Raw genomic sequence first — 23490 nt, forward strand, 5'->3', positions numbered from 1 at the left:
CTATGACTCTAGCTAGAGACTACAAGCTGTTGCGATCCTAGAAGTGGCGCAGGGTATCGATGGGTGTCGGGGGACGGGGTGCTTCCGGGCTGGGTGGAGGATCGTATGTGACGGGGCCGTCGGTGGTGCTCTTTTCGATGGAGCGGCTGACGAGGTCGCGCGAGCCGAGTCCGATAGCCAGGGAGAGTGTGAGTACGATGCCTCCGAAGAGGATGCCGAAGGCGAGGTCTACGACGGTGCCGCCGATCTGCAGGTGATCCAGGACCATCGCCGCAGTAAGCACCAGGACCAGCCACTTGACCCCAAGGGAGAGGAAGCGGGCGTACTGGAGACGGGCGTTGACGGCTCCGATGAGCACCGAACGCGAGAGGAAGCGGGCGATGAGGTTTCCGATGAGCAGCAGGATGACCGCGCCTACCGAGTGGGTGAGATAGGGCAGGATGAAGACGGAGATGTTCGAGTTGTCGGAGTAGGAGGCGTTGAAGGCGGAGATGCCGACGATGACGCCCAGCAGAACGCAGCCCCAGAAGACGACCCTGGTCACCAGGACGGTGGGGCTGTGAGCGGGGGACCACTCCTGAATGTTGCTGATGGCGGCCGCGGCCTGGTTGCGGGAGAGGCGCTCATCGAACTTTACTGCGACCAGGACGCGGCGCAGCAGCGCGGCGAGGCCGGAACCTATCAGGGTAAGGAGAAGGACGGCGACCAACAAGGCGACCAGGCCAGGCAGGAAGCTGGCGAGATTGAAGAGTACGCGGTGGGCGGACTCACTGAGTGCGGAATTAACTTGTTGCCACATAATGTCGTCTCCTTACGGGGTGCTGCGGGCGACTGGAAACCAGGCTGGTCGTTCTAGAACTATCTGTCTTTAAATCTTTTTTTAAAGCTCTCTTTGTCTTTTTCTTTTTAAAGCTCTCTTTGTCTTTTTATGGATTGAATCGATCCGGCCATCTCCAACGCGACACCAGATAGGCCTTGTCATTCTCAAAGTTCGTCGCCAACTCCTCGATGTGTTGCTCTGGGGCGGTCCCGCTTTCGGCGAGGATGATGTGCGACGCGACCCAGGCGAGGTAGAGGGGAGTCAACGCGCCCAGCAGGTGTCCGCGGTTGATGGTACGCAGGCGATGAGCCAGGACGAAGTCGTAGACGATGCGGATCCACAGAGCATCGCTCATGCGGAAGCTGGTCACAGGCATCTGGGAGAGACGTTTGAGGCCAAGCAGCGAGTTGGGAGGCAGGACGAGCGCCCAGATCTCGTGCAGGTTGGTGTAGGCGAGCTGGAAGGCTGCAAGCATCGGGGTGACGTCGGGCCAGCCCTCGGCGGGGGCTCGCAGCATGGAGACCTCCCGCAGGGGCTGGATGGTGCGGACGCGCTGCCAGAAGCTGGCTTTGAGGTTGATGTCGTTGAAGAAGGAGCCGGCGACCTGGGCGAGCAGAGCATTCAGGTCGATGGACGCGGGCTGCGGCAGGCTGCGGGGGCCGCTGTCGACCTCGGTGATGACGAAGTTGGCGGCGGCAGCCTCGGCGACGGGCCAGAGGATGGCATCGTTCTGTCCGGCGGCAGTGAAGGTCTGGGCGATTGCGGCGAGGCGCTCGGCCATGCGAAGGGAGAGGCCGAGATCGATGGCGAGGGGATAGCGCGGCTGCGCTCCGTAGAGGGTTCGGGTGACAGGATAGAGGATGGCGGAGTTGACCAGGCCTTCGTGGGGCCCGAGGTTGTAGCGCGGGACAGCGAGGTCGGTGGGGGCCTTGCCGGTAGGGTCCATCAAGGCGGATGCGAGGGCGCGGATCGAAACGGGAGTGAGGGACTGGGACTCCGGTCCAAGCAGAATGCAGGCGGTTACCTTGTGCTCCTGCGCCACCTTGAAGGTGTTGAGGTAGTCCGCCGCCGTGAGATAGAGCGCTCCGACCGCGGGCGTTGCAGCAGTGTAGGGGATCAGGCGAAGGTTGCCGAAGGAGCCACCGGTGAGGATGGGATTGCCGGCGTCGGGGGTGGTGACGAGGATGTTCCGGTTTCCACTTTGACCCGAGGTGGGGGCGGAGAAGGCGAGGGCGAGGTTGGTCAGGGTGGCTTCGAGGGCCTCGGGTGGAAGCGAGGTGAGGCCGATGAGCAGAGTGCCGGCGGTGTCCGGGGCTATGGAGGCAGCTTTGGCAGGTTCTGCGGCGTTAGCCGGGGAGTCGGTGGTGGCGTCGACGTTGCTGGGAGTAAGGGCCATCGGGGTATCCCGTCTTTCCTGGTGCTACGAGGGGAAGGTCTGATTAAGGATGCACAATTCAGGGACGTTCATCATCTTAAACCTATGGTCCGGACTACATGCAGTTACTCACGATGTTTCTGCGCGGATAGAGGAGGCAGGTGAGTTTGCATCACGGGTTTATCTTATGCGCTCCTGAAGCTGTGCGCGCTTGAGGGAGGGAATGATCTTCCGCGTCCATCTTGTTGGGGCGAAGATACATTCTTTCAGGGCGAGCGTTGCATCCTAATGTTTTGAGTAACTTCAAAACCCATTTCCCTCGAGCGTCAGATAGTAGAGATGCAAGGTTTGGGGTGCGCGGTTGCTGACGTACCGATCTGGACGAGGTTAAGTGGTGGCACGACAGAGGAAGACGAACAGGGCGCTGCATGGATCCCCTATTGAGGACTATTGCCTGATCGGCGACTGCGAAACTGCGGCGCTGGTCTCGAAGCATGGATCGATCGACTGGCTTTGCTGGCCAGATTTCTCATCAGGAGCTTGCTTCGCGGCGCTGCTGGGGACGAAGGATCACGGCTATTGGAGCCTTGCGCCCACGGCCAAGGTGAAGAGTTCCCGTAGGCGATATGTCGACGACACGCTGGTGCTGGAGACGACGTTCGTGACCCGTGGGGGCGAGGTTCTGGTCACGGACTTCATGCCGCCGCGAAGTGGATGCTCGCACCTGATACGCATCGTGCGTGGGGTGCGGGGTCGGGTGAAGATGAGGATGGAGCTGGCGCTGCGGTTCGACTATGGGAGGACCGTTCCCTGGGTGACGCATGCGAAGTCCGGCCTAAATGCGATCGCGGGTGACGATATGGCGGTGTTGCGTACCTCCGCTCCGCTGCGGGGCGAGGGGCTTACGACGGTGAGCGAGTTTACGGTCAAGGCGGATCAGGTGGTCAGCTTTGTGCTGACGGGCGGATCTTCCATTGAGAAGTTTCCTCCTGCGCCGAATACTCAGCGGGCGTTGCGGAGCACCAAACGATTCTGGTCGGGGTGGGCGAAGCGGGGGACGTACCGGGGAGCATACCAGGATGCGGTGCGGCGGTCGCTGATCACGCTGAAGGCACTGACGTACAGGCCGAGCGGCGGTATCGTCGCCGCGGTGACGACGTCGCTGCCGGAACAGATCGGGGGCGGGAGGAACTGGGACTACCGCTTCTGCTGGATTCGGGATACTTCGTTTACTTTGCTGGCGCTGCTGGCAGCGGGCTATGACGAGGAGGCGGTGGCCTGGCGTGAGTGGCTGATGCGTACCATCGCTGGTGCGCCGGATCAGGTGCAGGCTCTTTATGGAGTGCGCGGGGAGCGGCAGTTGACGGAGTGGGAGGCGGACTGGCTGCCGGGGTATGAGGGTTCGAAGCCGGTACGGATCGGGAATGGGGCGACGGGGCAGTTTCAGTTGGATGTCTTTGGGGAGCTGGCTTCGGCGCTGGCGAGGACTCCGGAGGCGAAGGGGCGTGAGCGGATCTCGGCTACGGCGTTGCAGGCGGCGTTGATCGATCATGTCTGCAAGGTGTGGCAGGAACCGGATGAGGGGATCTGGGAGACGCGAGGAGGGCGCAAGCACTTTACCCACTCGAAGGTGATGGCGTGGGCTGCGCTCGACCGGGCGATTCGGAACTACGAACGGTTCGACGGTTTTGGTGATGTCGAACGATGGCGGAAGAATCGGGACATGATCCATCGCGAGGTGTGCGCGAAGGGGTTTAATAAGAGGCTGAACAGTTTTGTGCAGTCGTATGGATCGACGCAGTTGGATGCTTCGTGTCTGAGGATTGTGCTGGTAGGATTTCTGCCTCCGGAAGATCCGCGGATTCGCGGGACGGTGGAAGCGATCGAGCGGGACCTGATGAGGAAAGGGTTCGTGCTGCGATACAACACGAAGAACTTTCGCGATGGGCTGCAGGGCAGCGAGGGAGCCTTTCTGGCGTGCAGCTTCTGGATGGTGAGTAATCTTTGGTTGATCGGGCGCAAGGCGGATGCGAAGGCGCTCTATGAGCGGTTGCTGGGGCTGCGCAACGATGTGGGGCTGCTGTCGGAGGAGTACGATCCAGTACGAAGAAGACTTGTGGGAAACTTTCCGCAAGCGCTTTCGCACATCGCTCTGATTCATGCTGCGTTCACAATCTCGGGAACGTGGCGGCCGCAGGCGTACGGCGATCAAAGGACTTAGACGGGAAGGGAGAGAGCAGGCGCTGCGCATCCAAGTGAGTGCAACCCGAAGGTGCCCTCGGTACTCTAAGGTTATATCTGCTGAACCTGCACCACTTGTGCCGAACCTGATCGGTTGACGACTCATGCTACGCACCCCTAAATCAACGTATCGACTCCAATTTCATAAAGACTTTACCTTCGACCACGCCGTCGCTATCGCGGACTATCTGCGGGAGCTGGGTATCTCGCATGTGTATAGCTCTCCCTACCTGCAGGCCGCGCCGGGCAGTACGCACGGCTACGACGTGGTGGATCACCAGAAGGTGAACGCGGAGCTCGGCGGAGCGGCCGGGCACGATCGCCTGACGAAGAAGCTCGGCGAGGTGGGGTTGGGGCAGGTGCTGGACATCGTGCCCAACCATATGTCGCTGGGCAGCGAGAACCGCTTCTGGTGGGATGTGCTTGAGAACGGGACTTCGAGCCGGTATGCTTCGTTCTTCGATATCGACTGGCAGCCGCAGGAAGAACGTCTGCGTAACAAAGTACTGGTGCCGATCCTCTCCGATCAATACGGAAGGGTGTTGCAAGCTGGCGGGATCAAGGTTGTGCGGGATGGAGGATTGTTCCAGGTGGAGTGTGCTGGGCAGACGCTTCCTGTCGCTCCGCCTACGCTGCCGACGATTTTGACGAGGGCCGCGGAGTACTCGAAGTCCGAGACGCTGAGCTTTCTGGCGGCGTCGTTTGGACGGCTTCCGGCTCCGGAGTACGTGGACCGCAGAACGATTCTGGCGCGTCATCGCGACAAGAAGGTGCTTTATGCGCTGCTGGCTCGTCTGTGTGCGGAAGAGCCGGGCGTCTGCGGGCAGATCGATCGTGCGGTGATGGAGCTGAACGCGAATTTGGATGCGCTGGACGATCTTCTGAATCAACAGAACTATCGGTTGGCCTACTGGAAGGCCGCGGATCAGCAGCTTGGCTACAGGCGCTTCTTCGATGTGAATACGTTGATCGGTCTGCGGGTGGAGCGCGAGCATGTGTTCGAGGAGACGCATGCTCTGGTACTGGACTGGCTGGAGCGCGGCGTGCTCGATGGCGTGCGGGTGGATCATCCGGATGGGCTTCGCGATCCGTTGCAGTACTTCGAGCGTCTGCGGGAGCGTGCGCCCGGGGCGTGGATCGTGGGAGAGAAGATTCTCGAGCCGGGAGAGTATCTGCCGGAGAGCTGGCCGATTGAAGGGACCAGCGGCTACGACTTTTTGAACGTTGCGATTGGTGTGCTGGTGCGGTCGGAAGGGATGGCGGAGTTGAGTGCGGTGTACTCCGACTTTATCGGTGGGTCTCCGACCTACTCCGACATCATGCACGAGAAGAAGATCAACGTGACTCAGGAGTCGCTGGCCAGCGATGTGAATCGGCTGACGTCGCTCTTCGTCGAGATCTGCGAGTGCAATCGCAATCAGCGCGACTACACACGAGCCGAGATGCGGCGTGCGATCCGTGAGGTGGCGGCGTGCTTTCCTATCTACCGGACCTATGTGGTTCCGGAGCGCAATGAGATTACCGACCTGGACCGGCGGGTCATCTCGCAGGCGACGGATTGCGCGAAGGCAAAACGTCCTGATATTGATGGTGGACTCTTTGACTTCATGCGCGATGTATTGACGATGGTCGTCCGGGGCAAGCAGGAGACCGAGTTCGTGATGCGCTTTCAGCAGTTCACCGGACCGGTGATGGCGAAGGGCGTCGAAGATACTGCCTTCTATTGCTATAACCGCCAGACCGGCGTGAACGAGGTGGGAGGCGATCCGGGCCGCGATGGTCTTTCGGTCGAGGACTTTCACTCTTACTGTGGCACGATGCAGAAGACACGTCCGCTGACGATGACGACGCTCTCTACCCACGACACCAAGCGCAGCGACGACGTACGCTCACGGTTGGCGGTGTTGACGGAGATGCCGGGCAGATTCGGTGCGGCAGTCCATCGCTGGTCGCGTCTGAATGCGGAGCTGCGCGGCACACGAGCGGATGGGACTTCGATCGTCGATCGCAATACGGAGTACTTCTACTACCAGTCGTTGATTGGCGCCTGGCCTGTCACGGCCGACCGCATGCGTGCCTACATGGAGAAGGCGATGCGCGAGGGCAAGCAACAGACCTCGTGGGTGGCGAACAATAAAGAGTTCGAAGATGCATTGAACAGCTTTATCGATCGGACGCTGGAGCATGCGCCATTTCTTGAGGAGCTGGAACAGTTTGTCGAGTCGGTGAAGCCTGCCGGTCGAGTGAACTCGCTTGCGCAGACGTTGATGAAGCACACTGCGCCGGGCGTGCCCGATCTCTACCAAGGCGGCGAGCTGTGGGACCTCAGCCTGGTGGACCCCGACAACCGCAGGCCGGTGGACTACGTCCTCCGCTGCAAGCTGCTGGAAGAGATGCGGACGATGACGGCGGCGCAGGTGATGGAACGCATGAACGACGGGATGCCCAAGCTCTGGACGATCCGGCACGCGCTGCAGCTACGCAACGAGCATCCTGAGTGGTTCGGCGCGGAGAGCGGCTATCGCGCGCTCAAGGCGACGGGCTCCAAGAAGGCTCATGTACTGGCCTATCTGCGCGGCGACAGTGTGGTGACGGTGGTGCCGCGGCTGGTGGTTACGCTGGATGGCAAGTGGGCCTCCACGGCGCTGGCATTGCCCAAGGGGCAGTGGAGAAATCGTTTGACGGGTGAGTTGGTCGAAGGTGGCAAGGTAGCCGTCGAAGGGCTGCTGCGGGAGTTTCCTGTAGCCCTTTTGGTGCGGGAAGAGAGTCCGGAGAATACCGGAGAGATAAAGGATTCTAAGAATGCATGAGTTTACGGTATGGGCGCCCAAGGCCGAGAAGATGTCCCTCAAGATCGAAGACAGAGCGTACACGATGGCGGGGCCGGATAGCAGAGGCTGGTGGCGCACGACTGTTGAGGAGGCTGGACCAGGCACCGATTACGCATTCCTGATGGATGACGATGAGACGGCGTATCCCGATCCGCGTGGGGCATGGCAGCCGAACGGAGTGCACTCGGCGTCTCGTCTGGTCGACCACAAGGCCTTCGAGTGGACCGATGCGGAGTGGCAGGGACCGCCGTTAACCGGAGCTGTGATCTACGAGCTTCACATCGGCACCTTCACTAAGGAAGGAACCTTCGATGCGGCAATCGAGCGTCTACCGTATCTTGTGGAGTTGGGCATCACCCACATCGAGCTGATGCCGGTGGCGGCGTTTCCCGGCGCGTTTGGATGGGGATACGACGGCGTCGCGCTGTTTGCTGTGCGGCATACGTACGGCGGGCCGGATGCGCTGCGGCGGCTGGTCGATGCCTGCCATCAACATGGCATTGCAGTGTTGATCGATGTGGTCTACAACCACTTCGGACCAGTAGGGAACTACGCCAACAAGTTCGGTCCTTACCTGACCGATCTGCATCGCACGCCGTGGGGCTCCGCGGTGAACTTCGAAGGGGCCGGCAGCGACGAGGTGCGGCGCTTCTTCTGCGACAACGCGTTGATGTGGATGCGCGACTACCACGTCGACGGTCTTCGTCTGGATGCGGTCCATGAGTTCGTGGATCGTTCTGCCATTCACTTTATGGAGCAGCTCTCCGCCGAGGTCGACGTACTGTCCTCGACTCTGGGACGGCGGCTGGTGTTGATCGCCGAGAGCGACCTCAACGATCCTCGCGTCGTTACACCTCGCGAGGCACGCGGCTATGGCATGGACGCGCAGTGGAGCGACGACTTCCACCATGCGCTGTTCGCGATCCTGCATACAGAGCAAGGTAAGGGATACTACGACGACTTCGGCTCGTTCGCGGATCTGGCTAAGGCGTTGAATCAGGTCTTCGTATACGACGGTGCATACTCCGGCTATCGCAGCCGGTCGCATGGGCGTCCCGTGGCTGGCCTATCGGCGCATCACTTTGTGGGCTTCATCCAGAATCATGATCAGGTAGGGAATCGCGCGACTGGCGACCGGCTGGAGCACATCATCGGCATGGACCGCTCGAAGGTCGCCGCCGGTCTTATCCTCACCGCGCCGTTCATCCCCATGCTCTTCCAAGGTGAGGAGTATGCCGCTTCCACACCCTTTCAATACTTTGCCGATCACGAGGACGGGGAGCTGCGCAAGGCTGTCTCCGAGGGACGTAAGCGCGAGTTCGCTGCCTTCGGATGGAACCCGGAGCAGATCCCTGACCCGGAGAGCCCTGAGACCTTCGAGCGGTCGAAGCTGAACTGGGACGAGGTCCACCAGGGACAGCATGAAGAGATGTTTCAGTGGATGAAGCAACTCATCCATCTGCGCCGCTCGTCTTCGTCGCTGAACGACGGCGACCTTGGCCATGTGAAGGTCGAGTACGACGAACTGAAGCGTACGCTGGTGATGACACGCGGTCTGGTGAGGATATTTTGCAACCTGGGTGAAGAGACGGTGAGCCTTCCGGACTCTGAAGGATCTCCGTTGGTGCTGGCGTCCTGCGCCGACATCTATATAGAAGATGGGAAGGTGGTTCTCCCCTTGAACTCCCTGGCCATCGTCTCTCGAGAGACGAACTAAGCCGAAGAGCAACTCGCGCCTACTGAGGTAGATACGAATGCCGTTGAGGATAGGATTGCCAGGTCTGTAGAGTAACCGTTACACTCTTCCAGACCCAGTCCACTCCCCGTTCCGTTCGGAAGCTGCCCAGCTCTTCTGTGCCCGGAACGCTACCCGAAATCGAAACTTTTATTCTGCGGATTTCGTATCTCTCACAGCTTTCTTACGTCTATGAAACAACATGCCGGTCAAGATGTTGGCCTGGCTGCGGTCGTATTGGAAGAGGCCGGGCGGGTCTGACTGGAATGATTGAACGCAAGCTGAAATTACCCTGAGGATCTACCCGATGGCAACAGTATCTGGCGTAACGCGAGCGGCTCTGCAAAGATTGGTGCTGCTCCCCGCGTTGTTCACCGTAAGTTTGACTCCGTTCGCCGTCGCGCAGGCATCGGCAGCGCCAACCGCCGCGGCTGCGGCAAGGCAGATCGGAACGGTGAAGTCGATTGCCGGAACCACGCTGATGCTGACCACTGATGCCGGTCAAGCGGTAACGGTAACGCTGGGAGATGCGGTTCGCGTCGTGCAGCTTGCACCGGGCAGTACAGATCTTAAGACCGCTACCCCGGGCACCTTGTCGGATATCGCCGTCGGCGACCGTGTGCTCGTCACAGGCAAGGCCGGAGATGCCGCCGATCAACTCACCGCATCCCGCGTCATCCTGATGAAGTCCACCGATATTGCACAGAAGCACGCACAGGAGCAGGCTGATTGGCAGAAACGCGGCAGCGGCGGTCTGGTCAACGCTGTCGACACTGCGACCGGCATGCTTACTGTGACCGAAGGCGCCAAGAAGGTGCAGGTGAAGTCCACCAACAGCACCATCTTCCGCCGCTATTCGGGAGCTTCGATCAAGTTTGAGGACGCCGTCCCGGGTACGTTGGCGGAGGTGCAGCCTGGCGACCAGCTTCGCGTGCGAGGGACGAAGTCTGAGGATGGGACCTCCATCGCCGCCGAAGAGATTGTAAGCGGCTCCTTCAAGAATCTCTCAGGAACCATCGCGACGCTGAGCGCCGCCGATGGCTCGATCACTCTGAAGGATCTGACCACCAAGAAGATGATGACGGTGAAGATCACCCCGAGCTCCGATCTGCGCAGGTTGCCGGAGCGGGCGGCGGCGATGTTTGCGGCGCGTGCCAAGGGCGGTGCGGCTGGTGCTGGCGCTCCTCCGGCGGCGGGTGGGGCTCAAGCTGCGAACGCTGTTGCCGGCGGTGCCTCTCCCGCGGGAGCCGGTGCAGGGCCAGGGGGTCCTCGTGGCCCGGGTCAGGGCGGTCCCGGAGGCGGAAGCCATTCGGCTGGGATGGATCTCTCGCAGATGCTCTCGCGGCTGCCGAACGAGACCCTCGCCGACCTCAAGGTTGGAGAAGCCGTGATGATCGTTGGCTCCCAGGCCTCGCCTACCAGCCCTTCCGTGACAGCGGTGACTTTGTTGTCGGGAGTTGAGCCGATTCTTGCAGCCACGCCAAGTGGTTCTCCTATGACGCTCTCTCCGTGGAGTGTAGGTGGCAGCGCGCCAGAAGGCGGCGGTGTTCAATAGCTCCCACTTCGCACAATAACGACATCCGATTCTCTCTTTAGGAGTAGTAATGCCACTTCGTTCCGCCTTGAAGTTCTTTTTTGCTTTTTTCATTGCCATGGTTCTCCTGTCGCCTCAGGAGGGATCGGCCCAACAGGCCGGCGCTACCGTTCGAGGCCTCGTCAACGATCCGGATGGGCTCGTCATTCCTGGAGCGACCGTCACCTTGACGCCGGTCTCGGGGAGCCCGCTACTTGCGACCTCGGGTCAGGATGGAACCTACGTCATTCGCGGTGTGCCTGCGGGCACCTACTCGATGACAGTGACCATGAACGGGTTCGCCTCGTTTCTGCGGCAGGGAATTCGCATTACGGCGAATCAGGCGCTCACCGTGGATGTGAAGCTGGCGATCCAGACGGAGCAGCAGGAGGTGCAGGTGACGGCGCAGACCGCGCAGGTGAGCGTCGACGCCGATAGCAATGCGAGCTCCACGGTCATCAAGGGGAAGGATCTGGATGCGCTTTCGGATGATCCCGATGAGCTCTCCTCGGAGCTGACTGCGCTGGCTGGACCGGCCGCGGGACCCAACGGCGGACAGATCTACGTGGACGGCTTTACCGGCGGACAGCTACCACCGAAGTCCTCCATCCGTGAGATCCGCATCAACCAGAATCCGTTTTCGGCGCAGTACGACAAGCTCGGCTATGGCCGCGTCGAGGTCTTCACCAAGCCCGGTACGGATAAGTTTCATGGCAACATCAGCGTTCAGGGTGGCGATAAGTCGTTCAACACCTCGAACCCGTTTCTTGGCTCCGCGAACTCTCAGCCTCCGTACCATACGATCTTCATCCTCGGCAGCATCACCGGGCCGGTGACGCATAAGTCTTCGTTCACGGTGGGTGGATCGCACCGGACGATTCAGGACAACAGCATCGTCAATCCGAGCGGCTACTATGCGACCTCCGCGGACTCGACAGTTCCATGCGCTCCCGGACTTGCCAACAGCGCTGGCTGCTCGTACTTCACCTCTTTCCCGAGCGTGGCCCGCGCGGTAGCACATCCGCAGACGCGCAGCGATATCACTCCGCGCTTCGATCTGGCGCTGGGCGAGAAGAACACCTTGACGGTTCGCTACCAGTACAACGTGACCGGCGCGCAGAACGCCGGCATCGGCAATACCAACCTGCCGACCGTGGGCTACAACACGGAGTCCACCGAGCACACTGTTCAGATCAGCGATACGCAGATCGTCAACGCGCATGTCATCAACGAGACGCGATTCGAGTATCAGCGAGACTTCTCGACACAAGATCCTCTGAGCACGGCTCCTACCTTGTCCGTTCAAGGCATCTTTACCGCCGGCGGCTCGAGCCTGGGTACTGTCCGTTCGACCTCGACGCATATTGAGGTGCAGAACTATACCTCGATCTCGCTGGAGAAGAACTTCCTCCGGCTTGGCGGGCGGCTCCGGACGACGAACGAGTCACTTACCTCCACTGCGGGACAGAACGGGACCTTCACTTACTCCTACCTGCTGGACCCCTGCACCGATACGAGCAGCAATGTGACCAGGCCGAGCAACTGCGCTGCCGGGGTCACGACGCCTTGCGCCAACGCAAATGCCAGTATCTCCTCCTATCAATGCGGCAATCCCGGACAGTACAGCATCACGAATATCAATATCCCGTCGGTCAACGGCCGCCTGACGGATGTCGGCCTGTATGCCGAGGATGACTGGAAGCCGAAGGCCAATCTGACGATCAGCTTTGGCTTGAGGTACGAGGCGCAAAACGTCATCAATAGTGCACACGATCTCGCGCCCCGCGTGTCGTTCGCCTACGGCGTACCCCGGGGCAAAGGCAAGACCAGCACCACCGTGATTCGTGGCGGCTATGGTCTCTTCTATGACCGCTTCACGCTTGCCGATACTCTCACCACACTGCAGTTGAATGGATCGAACCAGACCAAGGCGACGTTCATCAATCCTGGCGCTGCCTGCACCCCGACCAGTCCGGCAGGATGCGGAACCGCTGCTGCGAGCAGAGCGACGATCTACAGTCTTGGCAACAGTCAGTTTGGTCCTAGCCTACGCAGCTCTTACACGATGCAGTCGGCCATCGGGGTCGATCAACAGATTGGCCGCGCTGCGACCGTCTCGGTGAACTACCTGAACGCCCGCGGCGTTCACCAATATATGAGTCGTAACTTTTTCAATCCGAATAACACATCTACCCCCTACGACTACGAGTTCCAATCGGGTGGCGTCTATCGTCAGCAGCAACTGCTGGTCAATACCAATGCCCGCTTCAGGAAGGTGACGCTGTTCGGCTTCTACGCGCTGAGTTTTGCCAATGCCAATACTTCGGGCTCAGGCTTCTTTCCTACCAGCAATACGAATACAGCGGTCGACTATGGACGAGCCGCCTTTGCCAAGCGGAACATGGGTGTGGTCGGCGGAAACGTCACCTTGCCTCTCAGGATTACGGCCAGCCCGTTCATGATCGCCCAGTCAGGCACTCCCTACAATGCGACTACCGGCCTCGATCCGTTGGGCACCTCTATCTATAACGCACGTCCTTTCTTCGCCAATGGCAGCAGTGGAAACTGCTTTCATGCCTCTGACTTCAGCTCGGTGCAGACCGGCAACCTGACGCCTGTGCCGATCAACTACTGCACCGGCCCAGCGAACGTCACCTTCAATTTGCGCGTCGGCCGTGTCTTCGGCTTCGGTCCGAAGACTGGGGCCGCGGCGAGTGGCGACGGTGGCGGAATGGGCGGCCCCGGCGGTCCAGGTGGCCCGGGCGGCGGTGGCCGTGGCGGCGGTGGTGGCGGACGTGGCGGTGGGGGTGGCGGCGGTGGCCGTGGCGGTCCCGGCGGCGGTGTCTCGACTGGGCGGAAGTACAACTTCACCATCGGAGCGCAGGCCTTCAACCTCTTCAATATGATTCCGTACGGTACTCCCACCAGCACGCTAAGCTCGCCGCGCTTCGGGCAGTTCACCACACTGGCGACCGGACCGTTCAGCTCCGCTACAGCGGTGCGGCGGATCACCTTGCAGGCTGCCTTTAACTTCTAACCCTGAACTGATCCTAAAGAGGGCGCAACCGAATCTTCGGTCGCGCCCTTTTCTCGTGCAGATCGCTTTACTTCGTTGGCGAGAAGTTCTTCTTGAGCGTCTGCCAGCAGGTGTAGTACTCATGCTGCCGCGCCGCCGTCTCCATCGCGAACTTCGTGGGCCGGCAGACGAAACGAGTCTCGAACATAAAAGCCAGTGTCCCGTCCAGCTTCACCGGCTTCAGCTCCGCGCTGCTGGCGCGTGCGAAGGTTTCAGCGTCAGGGCCGTGGCCGCTCATGCAGTTGTGCAGGCTTGCGCCGCCCGGCACGAAGCCCTCCGCCTTGGCGTCGTACTCGCCATAGATCAACCCCATGAACTCGTTCATGAAGTTGCGGTGGAACCAGGGTGGCCGAAAGGTATGCTCCGCCACCAGCCAGCGCGGCGGGAAGATGGCGAAATCCACGTTCGCCGTTCCGGCTATCTCGCTCGGGGAGCTCAGCACCGTGTAGATCGATGGGTCAGGATGGTCGAAGCTGACCGTGTTGATGCAGTTGAACCGTGTCAGGTCGTACTTGCAGGGGGCATAGTTGCCGTGCCACGCAACGACATCCAACGGAGAGTGGTCGAACTCCGTCGCCCACAGGTTGCCGAGGAACTTCGCTACCACCTGGAACGACGCGCCGTCACGGTCGTCATACGCAGCATGCGGAGTGAGGAAGTCGCGAGAGTTGGCCAGCCCATTCGCCCCGATCGCGCCCAGCTCCGGCAGGCGCAGCGTCGCGCCGTAGTTCTCCAATAGGTAGCCTCGTGCAGCCGCGTCCAGCAGCTCAACACGAAACTTGATCCCACGCGGAACGATGGCGATCTCCCCGGGCGCAAGCTCGAGGATGCCCAGCTCTGTATGAAGTAGAAGTCGGCCTTTTTCCGGCACGAACAGCAGTTCTCCATCCGCAGAGTAGAAGAAGCGATCCGTCATACTCTTGTTGGCCGTGTAGATGTGGATCGCCAGGCCGGAGTGCATCGTCAAATCGCCGTTTCCGGCTAACGTCGTGAGTCCATCGACAAAGTCGACCTCTTCGGTGGGTAGCGGTAAAGGATCCCAGCGAAGCTGGCTCGGAGTCGTCTCGACCTCGTGGAACGGAGTCGAGCGAAGCAGCCCATTCGCGATGCGCTCGTAGGGCTTGTGCATCACCGAGGGCCGTATGCGGTAGGTCCAGGTGCGGCGGTTGAGCAGACGAGGCGTGGTGAACGGCGTGCCGCTCAACTGTTCCGTATAGAGGCCAAGGGGAGCCTGCTGCGGTGCGTTCTGACCGACGGGCAGTGCACCTGCTAGTGCCTCGGTGGCGAACTCGTTGCCGAAGCCGGTGAAGTATTCGAGATGGGCCATGGATTCCTCTCGGGATGCCGTGTCCAGCGCGAGACGAGACCGCTTCGCAAGGACGCCGTATCTTAGCCGAAAAGGAGTACAAGTTGCAGAAAAGCTTTGCGGAGCTAGTCGCTATCCCGCGTATCCATGTCGCGGCGATCCGGGAAGGGAATCAGCTCCCGCGAGTCGTCATGCGGCGTTGGAGCGCCGGGCGACGCGATGACCACCGTCTTTGCGTTCAGGAACTCGCGCATCCCCGCCGCCGACAGCTCGCGTCCGTAGCCCGAACGCTTGATGCCACCGAAGGGCAGTCGAGGATCGCTCGACACCATCGCATTGAGAAAGACCTGCCCGCACTGTAGCTCCGTGACCAGGCGCTGCTGCTCGGAGGGCTCCCGCGTCCACGCTGAGGCGGCGAGGCCGAAGGGCGTATCGTTCGCCAGTTGGATTGCGTGGCTCAAGTCGGTCACGCGAAAGAGCATCGCAACCGGCCCAAACAGCTCCTCGCGATAAGTCGGGCAGCTACGCGGCACATCGACCAGAACCGTTGGCTCGAAGTAGTTGCCCGCGCCGACCATGCGTTCGCCCCCGGTCAAGATGCGCGCTCCAGCAGCCTGCGCCGTCTTTACCTGCGCCTCTAGTTCATCGACGAGGCGCTTGGTCGCCAGCGGTCCGACCTCGGTGTTGTCCTTCATCGGATCGCCAATGCGAACCTCTTCCATCGCCGCGACGAAGCGGGACTCAAACTGATCGTAGATCTCATCCGCGACGAGGAAGCGTTTGGCGGCGATGCAGGATTGTCCGTTGTTCACGCAACGCGACTGCACGGCTGTTTCGATCGCGAGGTCGAGGTTCGCCGATGGCATCACAATAAATGGATCGCTGCCGCCCAGCTCGAGCACGGACTTCTTGATCAGCCAGCCCGCCTGCGCGGCGATGGCGCGTCCAGCCGCCTCGCTTCCAGTCACGGTGACGGCTGCAACCCGTTCATCGCCCAGCACCATCTCGACCTGCTTCGATTCGATCAGAAGCGTCTGAAATGTTCCCCTGGGAAATCCAGCACGCCGCACCAGCGACTCGATCGCAATCGCGCACTGCGGCACATTCGAAGAGTGCTTCAGCAAGCCCACATTGCCGGCCATCAACGCCGGCGCCAAAAAACGAAAGACCTGCCAAAAGGGAAAGTTCCACGGCATCACCGCGAGCACGATGCCAAGCGGATCCCAACGCACATAGCTATGGTTGGAGCCGATGGAGATGGCCTCCGGCGCCAGGATGCGTGCGCTGTGATCGGCATAGTACCGGCAGGTGGAGGCGCACTTCAGCACCTCCTGCCGCGAGGCTGGGATAGGCTTGCCCATCTCCAGCGTGATGGTCGTGGCCAACTCTTCGGTCTCGTGCTCCAGGATCGCGGCGAGCTTACGCATCCACAGAGCGCGATGCTCCAGCGGGACGGTGGCGTAGGCGCGGAAGGCGTCATCGGCCACTGCGATTCGTTGGCGGATGACCTCATCGGAGAAGGCTTCAAAGTGCCGCAGCAGGCGGCCGTTCGCGGGATTGATGGATTCGATTGCCATGCGTTGTTCTTTCAGCAGTTTACCCTGCCGATCCGGGTTCGGATGCTAATCGAGCCAACGCCTCGGCCAAAACATGCGCGCCCAAAGCGATATCTTCCGGCTTCGCATACTCGTCCGGCCGATGGCTCACACCCTGATGGCATGGGATGAAGATCATCGCAACCGGCGCGATACGAGCCATGAAGAGCGAGTCGTGATACGCACGGCTGACCATCGTTCTGTACGGCGTAGCGCTCTCCGTACAGATCTCCTTCAACAACGCCACGACGGGAGGCGCGCTCTGGGCGGGGGAGTCGGCGTTGATCAACTCTTCGCACACCGTGACGCCCCGGCGACGCTGTATCTCGTCGCGGTCCCAACGCACCGCGCGGATCACGCCTTCGCGCCGTTCCAGCTCGGTGTCGCGCAGATCGATCTGCAATACGACTTTGCTGGGCACGCTGTTTACCGCGCCGGGATAGACCTCGCAGGTTCCCACCGTCGCTACCGTATCGATCGCGCCGGTGGCGAGTGCATGCTTCTCCAGCGAAAGAATCATCTCCGCCGCGGCACACAGCGCATCCTTGCGATCGGGCATCAGCAGCGCACCCGCATGTCCGCCGAGACCCTCAATCGTGTAGCGATAGCTCGCCGGCGCGGCGATGCTAGTGACGATGCCTAGTCGAAGTTCTTCGCGTTCGAGCAGCGGGCCCTGCTCGATGTGCAGTTCAATCCAGGAGTGATAGTGGCCCGCAGGCAGACGTGTTGCGGCCAACGGCCCGGTAAATCCCGCCGCCTTGCGCGCTGTAGCCAGAGTAGAGCCTTCTTCCCCGGTCAGGTCTTTCAGATCATCGGCTCGAGCAGGATCGAGCGCACCAGAGAGCAGCCGGCTTCCCAGGCACCCAATACCGAAGCGCGTTGGCTCCTCCGAGGTCAGCAGCACCAGTTCGATCGACCGGCGCAGCTTCATCCCGCTGCGCTTCAAAGCACGCATCGCCTCCAGTCCGCCTAGCACTCCCACCGTTCCGTCATACATGCCGGCGTGTGGAATGGCATCGATGTGCGAACCCGTAGCGACCGCCGGCAGCTCCGGCTCTGTGCCCTCCCAGCGGATAAAGGTGTTGCCCACTGCATCCTCACGGACGCTGAACCCCTCCTTCGAGGCCAGCCCCTTCAGCCAGCTACGGGCCTTCAGATCGTCCTCGGAGAAGACGACGCGAGTCACCGCCGTGCCGTTGGCCGCTGGTTCAACGTGAGTAAGCGTCGCCAGGGTCTCCAGTTCGCTGCTCAGTCTTGCTTCGTCGATAAGGATCTGCATATGTGACTCCTGCTGATACATATAGAAATTAGCTGAGCGGGTGCCGGTTCCAGTCTTTATAAATCAGATACTTTGCCGGCTGCTTGCCCAGCGCTCCGAACCACTGCGGACAGTATGGGCTCATCCAGATAAAATCGCCCGCCGTAACTGGATACCAAGCATCGCCGAGCCGATAGATGCCGCCGCCCTCCAGCATCAGCAACCCATGCTCCATCACATGGACCTCGACCATGCTCAGCGCAGCACCCGGTTGATAGGTCATTGTGTTTACGGCGAAGTCATACGAAGGTGAGTCAGGAAGCAGGCTGCGAACCTCCAGGTCAACATCCCCCATCAGGGCCACCGGCGCAATGCTGCTCTCCTTGCCGACCAGCATCGTCGCCGCAGTGACTCCTTCAAGAGGCTGGTAGATCTTCTCGATCACCGCCAGCCGCGTTCTCTCCCGCGCGGTCAGGGTATGTTCAGTGCCTTCCGGCAGATACATATAGCCACCCGCGTTGAGCGTCTGAAAGCTGGTTCCAGTCGCAAGATCGACGCTGCCGTCCAACACATAGACGAAGCGTTGCGCCGCAGTGGAGCCCAACGTTCCCTCTGGCTCCAACTCCGCGGTGTACTGCGTGAAGGCGGCCCCTGCCGCGGGAGCGACGTGCACGATGGCAGTGCCCAGCTTCATCCCGGGCAGTGGCGCTCGCACGAAGCAGTCCGGCGTGTGCAGCAGGTGGTCGCGTTGATGGCTGCTGCGGGTGTGTCCAAGATTATGCATCGTCGTCCTTATGCCTCGTGTCCTGTGCTGGTGGATCGCGCTTCAAGCAACTTAAGAAACTCCATACCGGTGGTCAGCGCTGCTGCAACATCCTTCGCCAGCACAGACTCTGCCGGATGATGGCTTAGGCCGCCTGGACTGCGTACAAACAACATGCAGCTAGGAAGATGCGCCGCAACGATCATCGCATCGTGCCCCGCTCCGCTCATCATGCGAACAGGCTGTACATTGGCAGCCAGCATCGCGCATTCGAGTAGGCTCGTTAAAGACTCATCCATTGGCACGGCGTCCTGATCCATGGTCTCGCGCCAGGCGAACTTGACGCCGCGCCGGTCCGCCGCTTGCTGCGCCTCCAGCAGAATCTTGTCGAGCGAGGCGGAGCGTACGGCATCATCCGCGTGGCGCAGATCCAGCGTCGCTGCCACATCGCCCGCGATAACATTGCCCGCGCCGGGAAGGGCACTGATGTTGCCGACAGTAGCGACCAGCCCGTCGCGTACGGAGGCGATACGCTCTACTGCGACGATCCACTCCGCTGCGGCGGCCAGGGCATCATGCCGTAGCCGCATCGGTGTGGTGCCGGCATGGTTGGCCTTGCCGGTAAAGCTCGCGAACAAGCGGCTCTGCCCGACGATGGCCTCGACTACTCCCAGCGGTCGCGACACGCTCTCCAGCAGCGGCCCCTGTTCGATATGCATCTCCAGATACGCGAACGCCCTCGGCGAGACCTTGGCCGCTGGCAGCTCGGCAGGGTCGAGCCCGAAGCTGAGAATCGATTCTCCCAGACTCACGTCATGCACGTCCTTGATCTTCAGCAGCATGGCGTCCAGCGTGCCGGTGAACGCCATGCTGCCTAGGAACGGCTTGCTGAAGCGGACACCCTCCTCCTCGGAGAAGCCAACCACCTCAATCGCAAACGGCAGCCGTCGCCCGCGAAGCTCCTCCACCAGCGCGATTCCGAGCACCACGCCCAGCACGCCGTCGAAGGCGCCCGCGTTCGGAATGGTGTCCAGGTGCGAGCCGATAACCAGGCGCGGAGCATCGGGACGGAGCGCCGGATATAGACCGCGCAGATTGCCTACGGCGTCTACCTCGACGCTCATCTCCGCCTCTTCCATCCACGCCCGCAGCAGATCGTGAACGCCGCGCATCGACGGGGAAAGGAAGGTCCGCGTCGTCTCGCCCGGCACATCCGTCCAGGCCGCAATCTCGCGGCACCGTCGAATGATGCTCTCGCCCCGCTCCGTGTTGGTAACCTCTGTAACTTTCATAGGCACAATGGATGGAAAGACAAGCCGCTACAGATTCACGGCTTGCGTACGACGCGTGCTTCCATGGAGCCATGCGGCTCATCGATGGGCAGAAAGATCTCGTTGGGGTTGTCCTGCCCGAAGCGCGACAGGTCGACCAGTAGGCAGTGCTTGTTTGGCATACGGATCTCGATCTCGCTGATCTCCGGCACATCCGTCAAGGCGCTCCTGGCCATCGCATAGAGCGTCTGCTGAACGGACTTGCTATCGTGCTCGGCGAAGGTCTTCAGCATCCTCTCGCGAACCTTCGTGCGAATAGCCTCAAAGTCGAGACTGGTGCTGTTATAGGTCCAGTCCGCACGAACCGCGGTACAGAAGAGGCGGTCGTTGGTCCCCTTCAGCGTCGTCAGCGACTCTTGAATGAACCCTTCAAAGCCGGACTTTGCGGTCTTCATCACCACCAGATCTTCAAGTCCGGAGACGATCTTGAATGAACCTCCCTGTGTCTTCTCCACCAGCGTCGTCTGCAACTCGTCCGAGCCGCGCATGAACGAGTCGGGATGCGGCTTGCCGTCGATCGTCATCCGCTTCCACAACGTGCTGGCGATGCGAACCGACACGGAGCTTACCTGCTGGTTGCGGCTTAGCAGAAAGTCGATCAGCTCCATCGCAAACTCCTCCATGGAGACGGCGGTGGAGCTCCGCGCGATCGAATAGACGGTGTTCTTCATGGTGTCCGTCGCCAGGATTTTGCTGTTATCCCCGTGGGTGTGTGCGCTCTCGAAGTCGCCTTGAAACATCACCTGCACGGTCCACTCGCGCAGGTCATTTCCGTGCGCATGGCGCGTCACCTTCATTAAACGAACACGGGATTTTCCATAACGATTTGCAACAAGTTCAATCATTGAATCAACTCCCTCGATAGGTTGTGTAGCCGTTTGCAGTCAACAGCAGCGGGACGTGATAGTGCTGCGTGTGGTCGAGGATCTCGAAGACGACCTCGACATAGGGGTAGAGTCCTTGCAACCCGAGAGCCTTATAGTATCCAGCGGTGGCGAAGTGCACCCGGTAGGTCCCGGTCTCCAACTTCGCATCCTCCGGCAGAAGATACTTGCAGCGTCCATCGACGTCGGTCGAGACCTCGTTCAAGGCAGTCCAAACCTCGCCCTTCAACTGTTCCAGCGACACCGTAACCCCTGCCGCCGGACGGCCCAATGCTGTATCGAGAATGTGCGTCGAGATGCCCATTATGCAGCCTCCAGCCAGCGCTTCAGCCGCAGTGCGGTGATCTGCCTCTGCTGCTCCGCGGCTTCTTGTAACTCGGTGTTTGCGTCGTTGTTCATCCGGGCCTCCAGCGCCGCGAGAATCTCGCTCGTACCCTTGTCGCTCGCGCAGATGATAAAGATACGCCCGAACCTCTCCTCATAGCGGCGGTTGGCCTCCTGCAGCGCAAGCTTGGCCGCGTCATCCGCGGAGAGCGCGGCCGACTGCTCGTGCGCCGAGGAGTGCAACGACTCCTCCGTCACTCGCCCCTGCGCCTTCTGCTCCCCAATACGCGGATGGCTATCGAAGGCCTCCTGCCACGCCTCTTGCGGCAGAGCACCCCAAACCGCAGAAGACTCAGCCAGCAACACCGCCTCATCTGCAATCGGTCTCTTGGCGGCCAGCTCAGTAGCCCAGGCCCGCGACCCGCAACAGGGCAGCACCGCTAAGGCCGCGGCGTCCTGATCGAGCGAGTTCCATTGGGTGAGCACTTCAGCCATAAGTTTTAGAATAGCCTGACCTCGCGGCCTCTGGGCAGGGAGGCGAAGCTATCGTGTTGATAAATAGCCTCGCCGCGAAGATAAGTCGCCTCCACCACCCCCCGCAACGTCTCGCCAAGATAGGGCGAGATCGCGTGCCGGAAGTGCAGCTTATCCGTCGTAACGGTAAAGCTCGCCTCCGTATCGAAGACCACAAAACTCGCCTCCCGCCCAGCCATCAACTGTCCTGCCCTCGCACTGATCCCCGCCAGCGCTGCAGGCGCCGAACTCATCCAGCGTGCAACCTCATCGAGCCCAAAGCCCCGCCGCAGACACTCCGTGTAGATCACCGGCAGCGCCACCGACAGCCCCGCAATCCCGCCCCAGGCCAGATCGAAACGCCCTGCCTCCACTCCCTTCATCTCTGGTGGACACGGCGAGTGGTCGGTCACGATCATATCGATCTCCCCCCTACGCAACGCCTCCCACAGTGCCTCACGATTCTCCCCACTGCGAATCGGCGGAGCACACTTCCACAGCGTCGCACCGTCGGCAATCTCCTCCGCATGGAAGTGCAGATAATGCGGGCAGGTCTCCACGGTGATCGGCAGCCCCTCCGCCCTCGCAGCCCGCAGCTCCGGCAGCGCGAGCGCCGTAGAGAGATGCACGATATGCAGCCGAAACCCATACTCGCGGCACAGTCGAATCATCAGCCGAACCGCCTGCAGCTCTGCCTCATCCGGGCGCGAAGCAAGATACGTGGCATAGCTTCGCCAGTCGGCATCGCGCAGCCGCAGCATCGCCTCATCGATCGGCCCTGCCAGCTCCGCATGTACCAGCAGCGGCAGCCCCGACTCAGCAATCGCAGGTAGAGCGGCCTCAAGCTGTTGCTGGTCGATCATCGTAAAGCCATCGCACCCCGGATAGATCAAAAAGCACTTGAACCCAGGCACCCCGGCCGCCGCCAGCGGCAGCAGATGCTGCTGGTTGTCGGCCACCGCCCCACCCCAGCTTATCCAATCGACCCAGGCCTCACCCTGTGCGGCCTCCCGCTTCGCCTCCAGAGCCGCCACGGTGGTCGTCTCGGGCAGACAGTTCAGCGGCATATCCACCAGCGTCGTAAAGCCCCCTGCCACTGCGGCCCGCGTCGCGGTGTAGAAGCCCTCCCACTCCGTGCGTCCCGGCTGGTTAATGTGGACGTGCGTATCGACCAGCCCGGGCAGCAATGCCGCCGCGCCATAGTCGATGACCTCCGCGTCTCCCGGCACCTCGGAGGCCCTGCACACAGCTACAATCGTGCCTGCCTCCACCAGCAACGCTCCGGGCTGCGTGCCCTGCGGCGTAACGACTCGTTTTGAAAGGAAGGCCTGTGCCATAATCTTGATTATCCGCGACTTTTAGCCGCCGAGGATACCAAGGATACGCAGTCCATGCAGGGAAACCCAGTCTTCATGCAGCAGGCCATCGCCCTGGCCACTGAGAACGTCGTATCCGGCCGCGGAGGACCCTTCGGCGCCGTCATCGTACGCGACGGGGAGGTCCTCGCGATGGGCGCCAACAGCGTCACCATCAGCAATGACCCTACCGCCCACGCCGAGGTCGTCGCCATCCGCAACGCCTGCGCCGAGCTCAGTTCCTTCACCTTGCAGGGCTGCGAGATCTACAGTAGCTGCGAGCCCTGCCCCATGTGCCTGGCCGCCATCTACTGGTCGCGCCTCGGAGCCATCTACTACGGCAGTACCGCACAGGAGGCCGCAGACGCCGGCTTCGACGACGCCTTCCTCTACGACGAGGTCGCGCTCCCCCACGGCCAGCGCAGCATCCCCACCATCAACCTGCTGCGGGATCAGGCTATCTCCAGCTTCAACGCATGGCGCGCGTACGCCAGCAGAATCGACTACTAG

General features: G+C 61.1%; 17 protein-coding genes. 6 read left to right on the top strand and 11 right to left on the bottom strand.

The window, feature by feature from the left end; all coding sequences use genetic code 11:
* Window positions 1-37 precede the first annotated feature (37 nt).
* Entirely contained in the window at window positions 38-799 is a 762-nt protein-coding gene (locus HB393_RS17455; RefSeq protein ID WP_213806468.1) for a hypothetical protein, read from the bottom strand.
* Window positions 800-926: 127 nt separating this feature from the next.
* The gene (locus tag HB393_RS17460) at window positions 927-2216 is read right to left on the bottom strand and encodes a hypothetical protein (RefSeq protein WP_213806469.1); all 1290 of its coding nucleotides are present in this window, start codon (window positions 2214-2216) and stop codon (window positions 927-929) included.
* Between the two features lie 373 nt (window positions 2217-2589).
* Between HB393_RS17460 and HB393_RS17465 the strand changes: the two genes are divergently transcribed.
* The 5 genes from HB393_RS17465 (at window position 2590) to HB393_RS17485 (ending at window position 13612) form a co-directional block, all read left to right on the top strand.
* On the top strand, window positions 2590-4416 hold the full coding sequence (locus HB393_RS17465; RefSeq protein WP_345945275.1) for a glycoside hydrolase family 15 protein: 1827 nt from the start codon (window positions 2590-2592) through the stop codon (window positions 4414-4416).
* Window positions 4417-4540: 124 nt separating this feature from the next.
* Window positions 4541-7246 (top strand): malto-oligosyltrehalose synthase, encoded by a 2706-nt coding sequence (gene treY, locus HB393_RS17470; RefSeq protein ID WP_213806470.1) that lies wholly within the window; start codon window positions 4541-4543, stop codon window positions 7244-7246.
* Entirely contained in the window at window positions 7239-8984 is a 1746-nt protein-coding gene (gene treZ / locus HB393_RS17475) for a malto-oligosyltrehalose trehalohydrolase (protein WP_213806471.1), read from the top strand. The genes treY and treZ overlap by 8 nt, the downstream gene beginning before the upstream one ends.
* 325 nt (window positions 8985-9309) lie before the next feature.
* The gene (locus HB393_RS17480; protein WP_255551270.1) at window positions 9310-10557 is read left to right on the top strand and encodes a DUF5666 domain-containing protein; all 1248 of its coding nucleotides are present in this window, start codon (window positions 9310-9312) and stop codon (window positions 10555-10557) included.
* 49 nt (window positions 10558-10606) lie between these two features.
* A complete protein-coding gene (locus tag HB393_RS17485; protein ID WP_213806472.1) occupies window positions 10607-13612 on the top strand; it encodes a carboxypeptidase regulatory-like domain-containing protein in 3006 nt (1001 codons plus the stop codon).
* A 67-nt stretch (window positions 13613-13679) separates the two neighbouring features.
* Here the strand turns inward: HB393_RS17485 and hmgA are convergent, their stop codons facing one another.
* The 9 genes from hmgA to allB all read right to left on the bottom strand — a co-directional run bounded on the left by hmgA (window position 13680) and on the right by allB (window position 22962).
* Window positions 13680-14978, bottom strand: coding sequence for a homogentisate 1,2-dioxygenase (hmgA, locus tag HB393_RS17490; RefSeq protein ID WP_213806473.1), 1299 nt, complete (start codon window positions 14976-14978; stop codon window positions 13680-13682).
* 104 nt (window positions 14979-15082) lie between these two features.
* Window positions 15083-16534, bottom strand: coding sequence for an NAD-dependent succinate-semialdehyde dehydrogenase (locus HB393_RS17495; RefSeq protein ID WP_213806474.1), 1452 nt, complete (start codon window positions 16532-16534; stop codon window positions 15083-15085).
* A gap of 19 nt (window positions 16535-16553) precedes the next feature.
* Window positions 16554-17831 carry a M20 family metallo-hydrolase gene (locus HB393_RS17500; protein WP_213806475.1) on the bottom strand — a complete coding sequence of 426 codons (1278 nt, stop codon included), beginning with the start codon at window positions 17829-17831 and terminating at the stop codon, window positions 16554-16556.
* Between the two features lie 28 nt (window positions 17832-17859).
* Complete coding sequence (gene allE, locus HB393_RS17505; RefSeq protein ID WP_213806476.1) at window positions 17860-18594, bottom strand: (S)-ureidoglycine aminohydrolase; 735 nt, start codon at window positions 18592-18594, stop codon at window positions 17860-17862.
* Window positions 18595-18602: 8 nt separating this feature from the next.
* Window positions 18603-19865: an allantoate amidohydrolase gene (locus HB393_RS17510; RefSeq protein ID WP_213806477.1), complete on the bottom strand. Its 1263-nt coding sequence runs from the start codon at window positions 19863-19865 to the stop codon at window positions 18603-18605.
* Window positions 19866-19900: 35 nt separating this feature from the next.
* Window positions 19901-20749 carry a factor-independent urate hydroxylase gene (gene pucL / locus HB393_RS17515; protein WP_213806478.1) on the bottom strand — a complete coding sequence of 283 codons (849 nt, stop codon included), beginning with the start codon at window positions 20747-20749 and terminating at the stop codon, window positions 19901-19903.
* Between the two features lie 4 nt (window positions 20750-20753).
* Window positions 20754-21092, bottom strand: a complete 339-nt coding sequence (gene uraH / locus HB393_RS17520) for a hydroxyisourate hydrolase (protein ID WP_213806479.1) — start codon at window positions 21090-21092, stop codon at window positions 20754-20756.
* Window positions 21092-21607, bottom strand: coding sequence for a 2-oxo-4-hydroxy-4-carboxy-5-ureidoimidazoline decarboxylase (uraD, locus tag HB393_RS17525; RefSeq protein ID WP_213806480.1), 516 nt, complete (start codon window positions 21605-21607; stop codon window positions 21092-21094). The genes uraH and uraD overlap by 1 nt, the downstream gene beginning before the upstream one ends.
* Before the next feature lie 5 nt (window positions 21608-21612).
* Entirely contained in the window at window positions 21613-22962 is a 1350-nt protein-coding gene (gene allB / locus HB393_RS17530) for an allantoinase AllB (protein ID WP_213806481.1), read from the bottom strand.
* A gap of 54 nt (window positions 22963-23016) precedes the next feature.
* Between allB and HB393_RS17535 the strand changes: the two genes are divergently transcribed.
* Window positions 23017-23490, top strand: a complete 474-nt coding sequence (locus HB393_RS17535) for a nucleoside deaminase (protein WP_213806482.1) — start codon at window positions 23017-23019, stop codon at window positions 23488-23490.

It is taken from the genome of Granulicella sp. dw_53, from assembly GCF_018449545.1.
Classification (GTDB): Bacteria; Acidobacteriota; Terriglobia; order Terriglobales; family Acidobacteriaceae; genus Edaphobacter.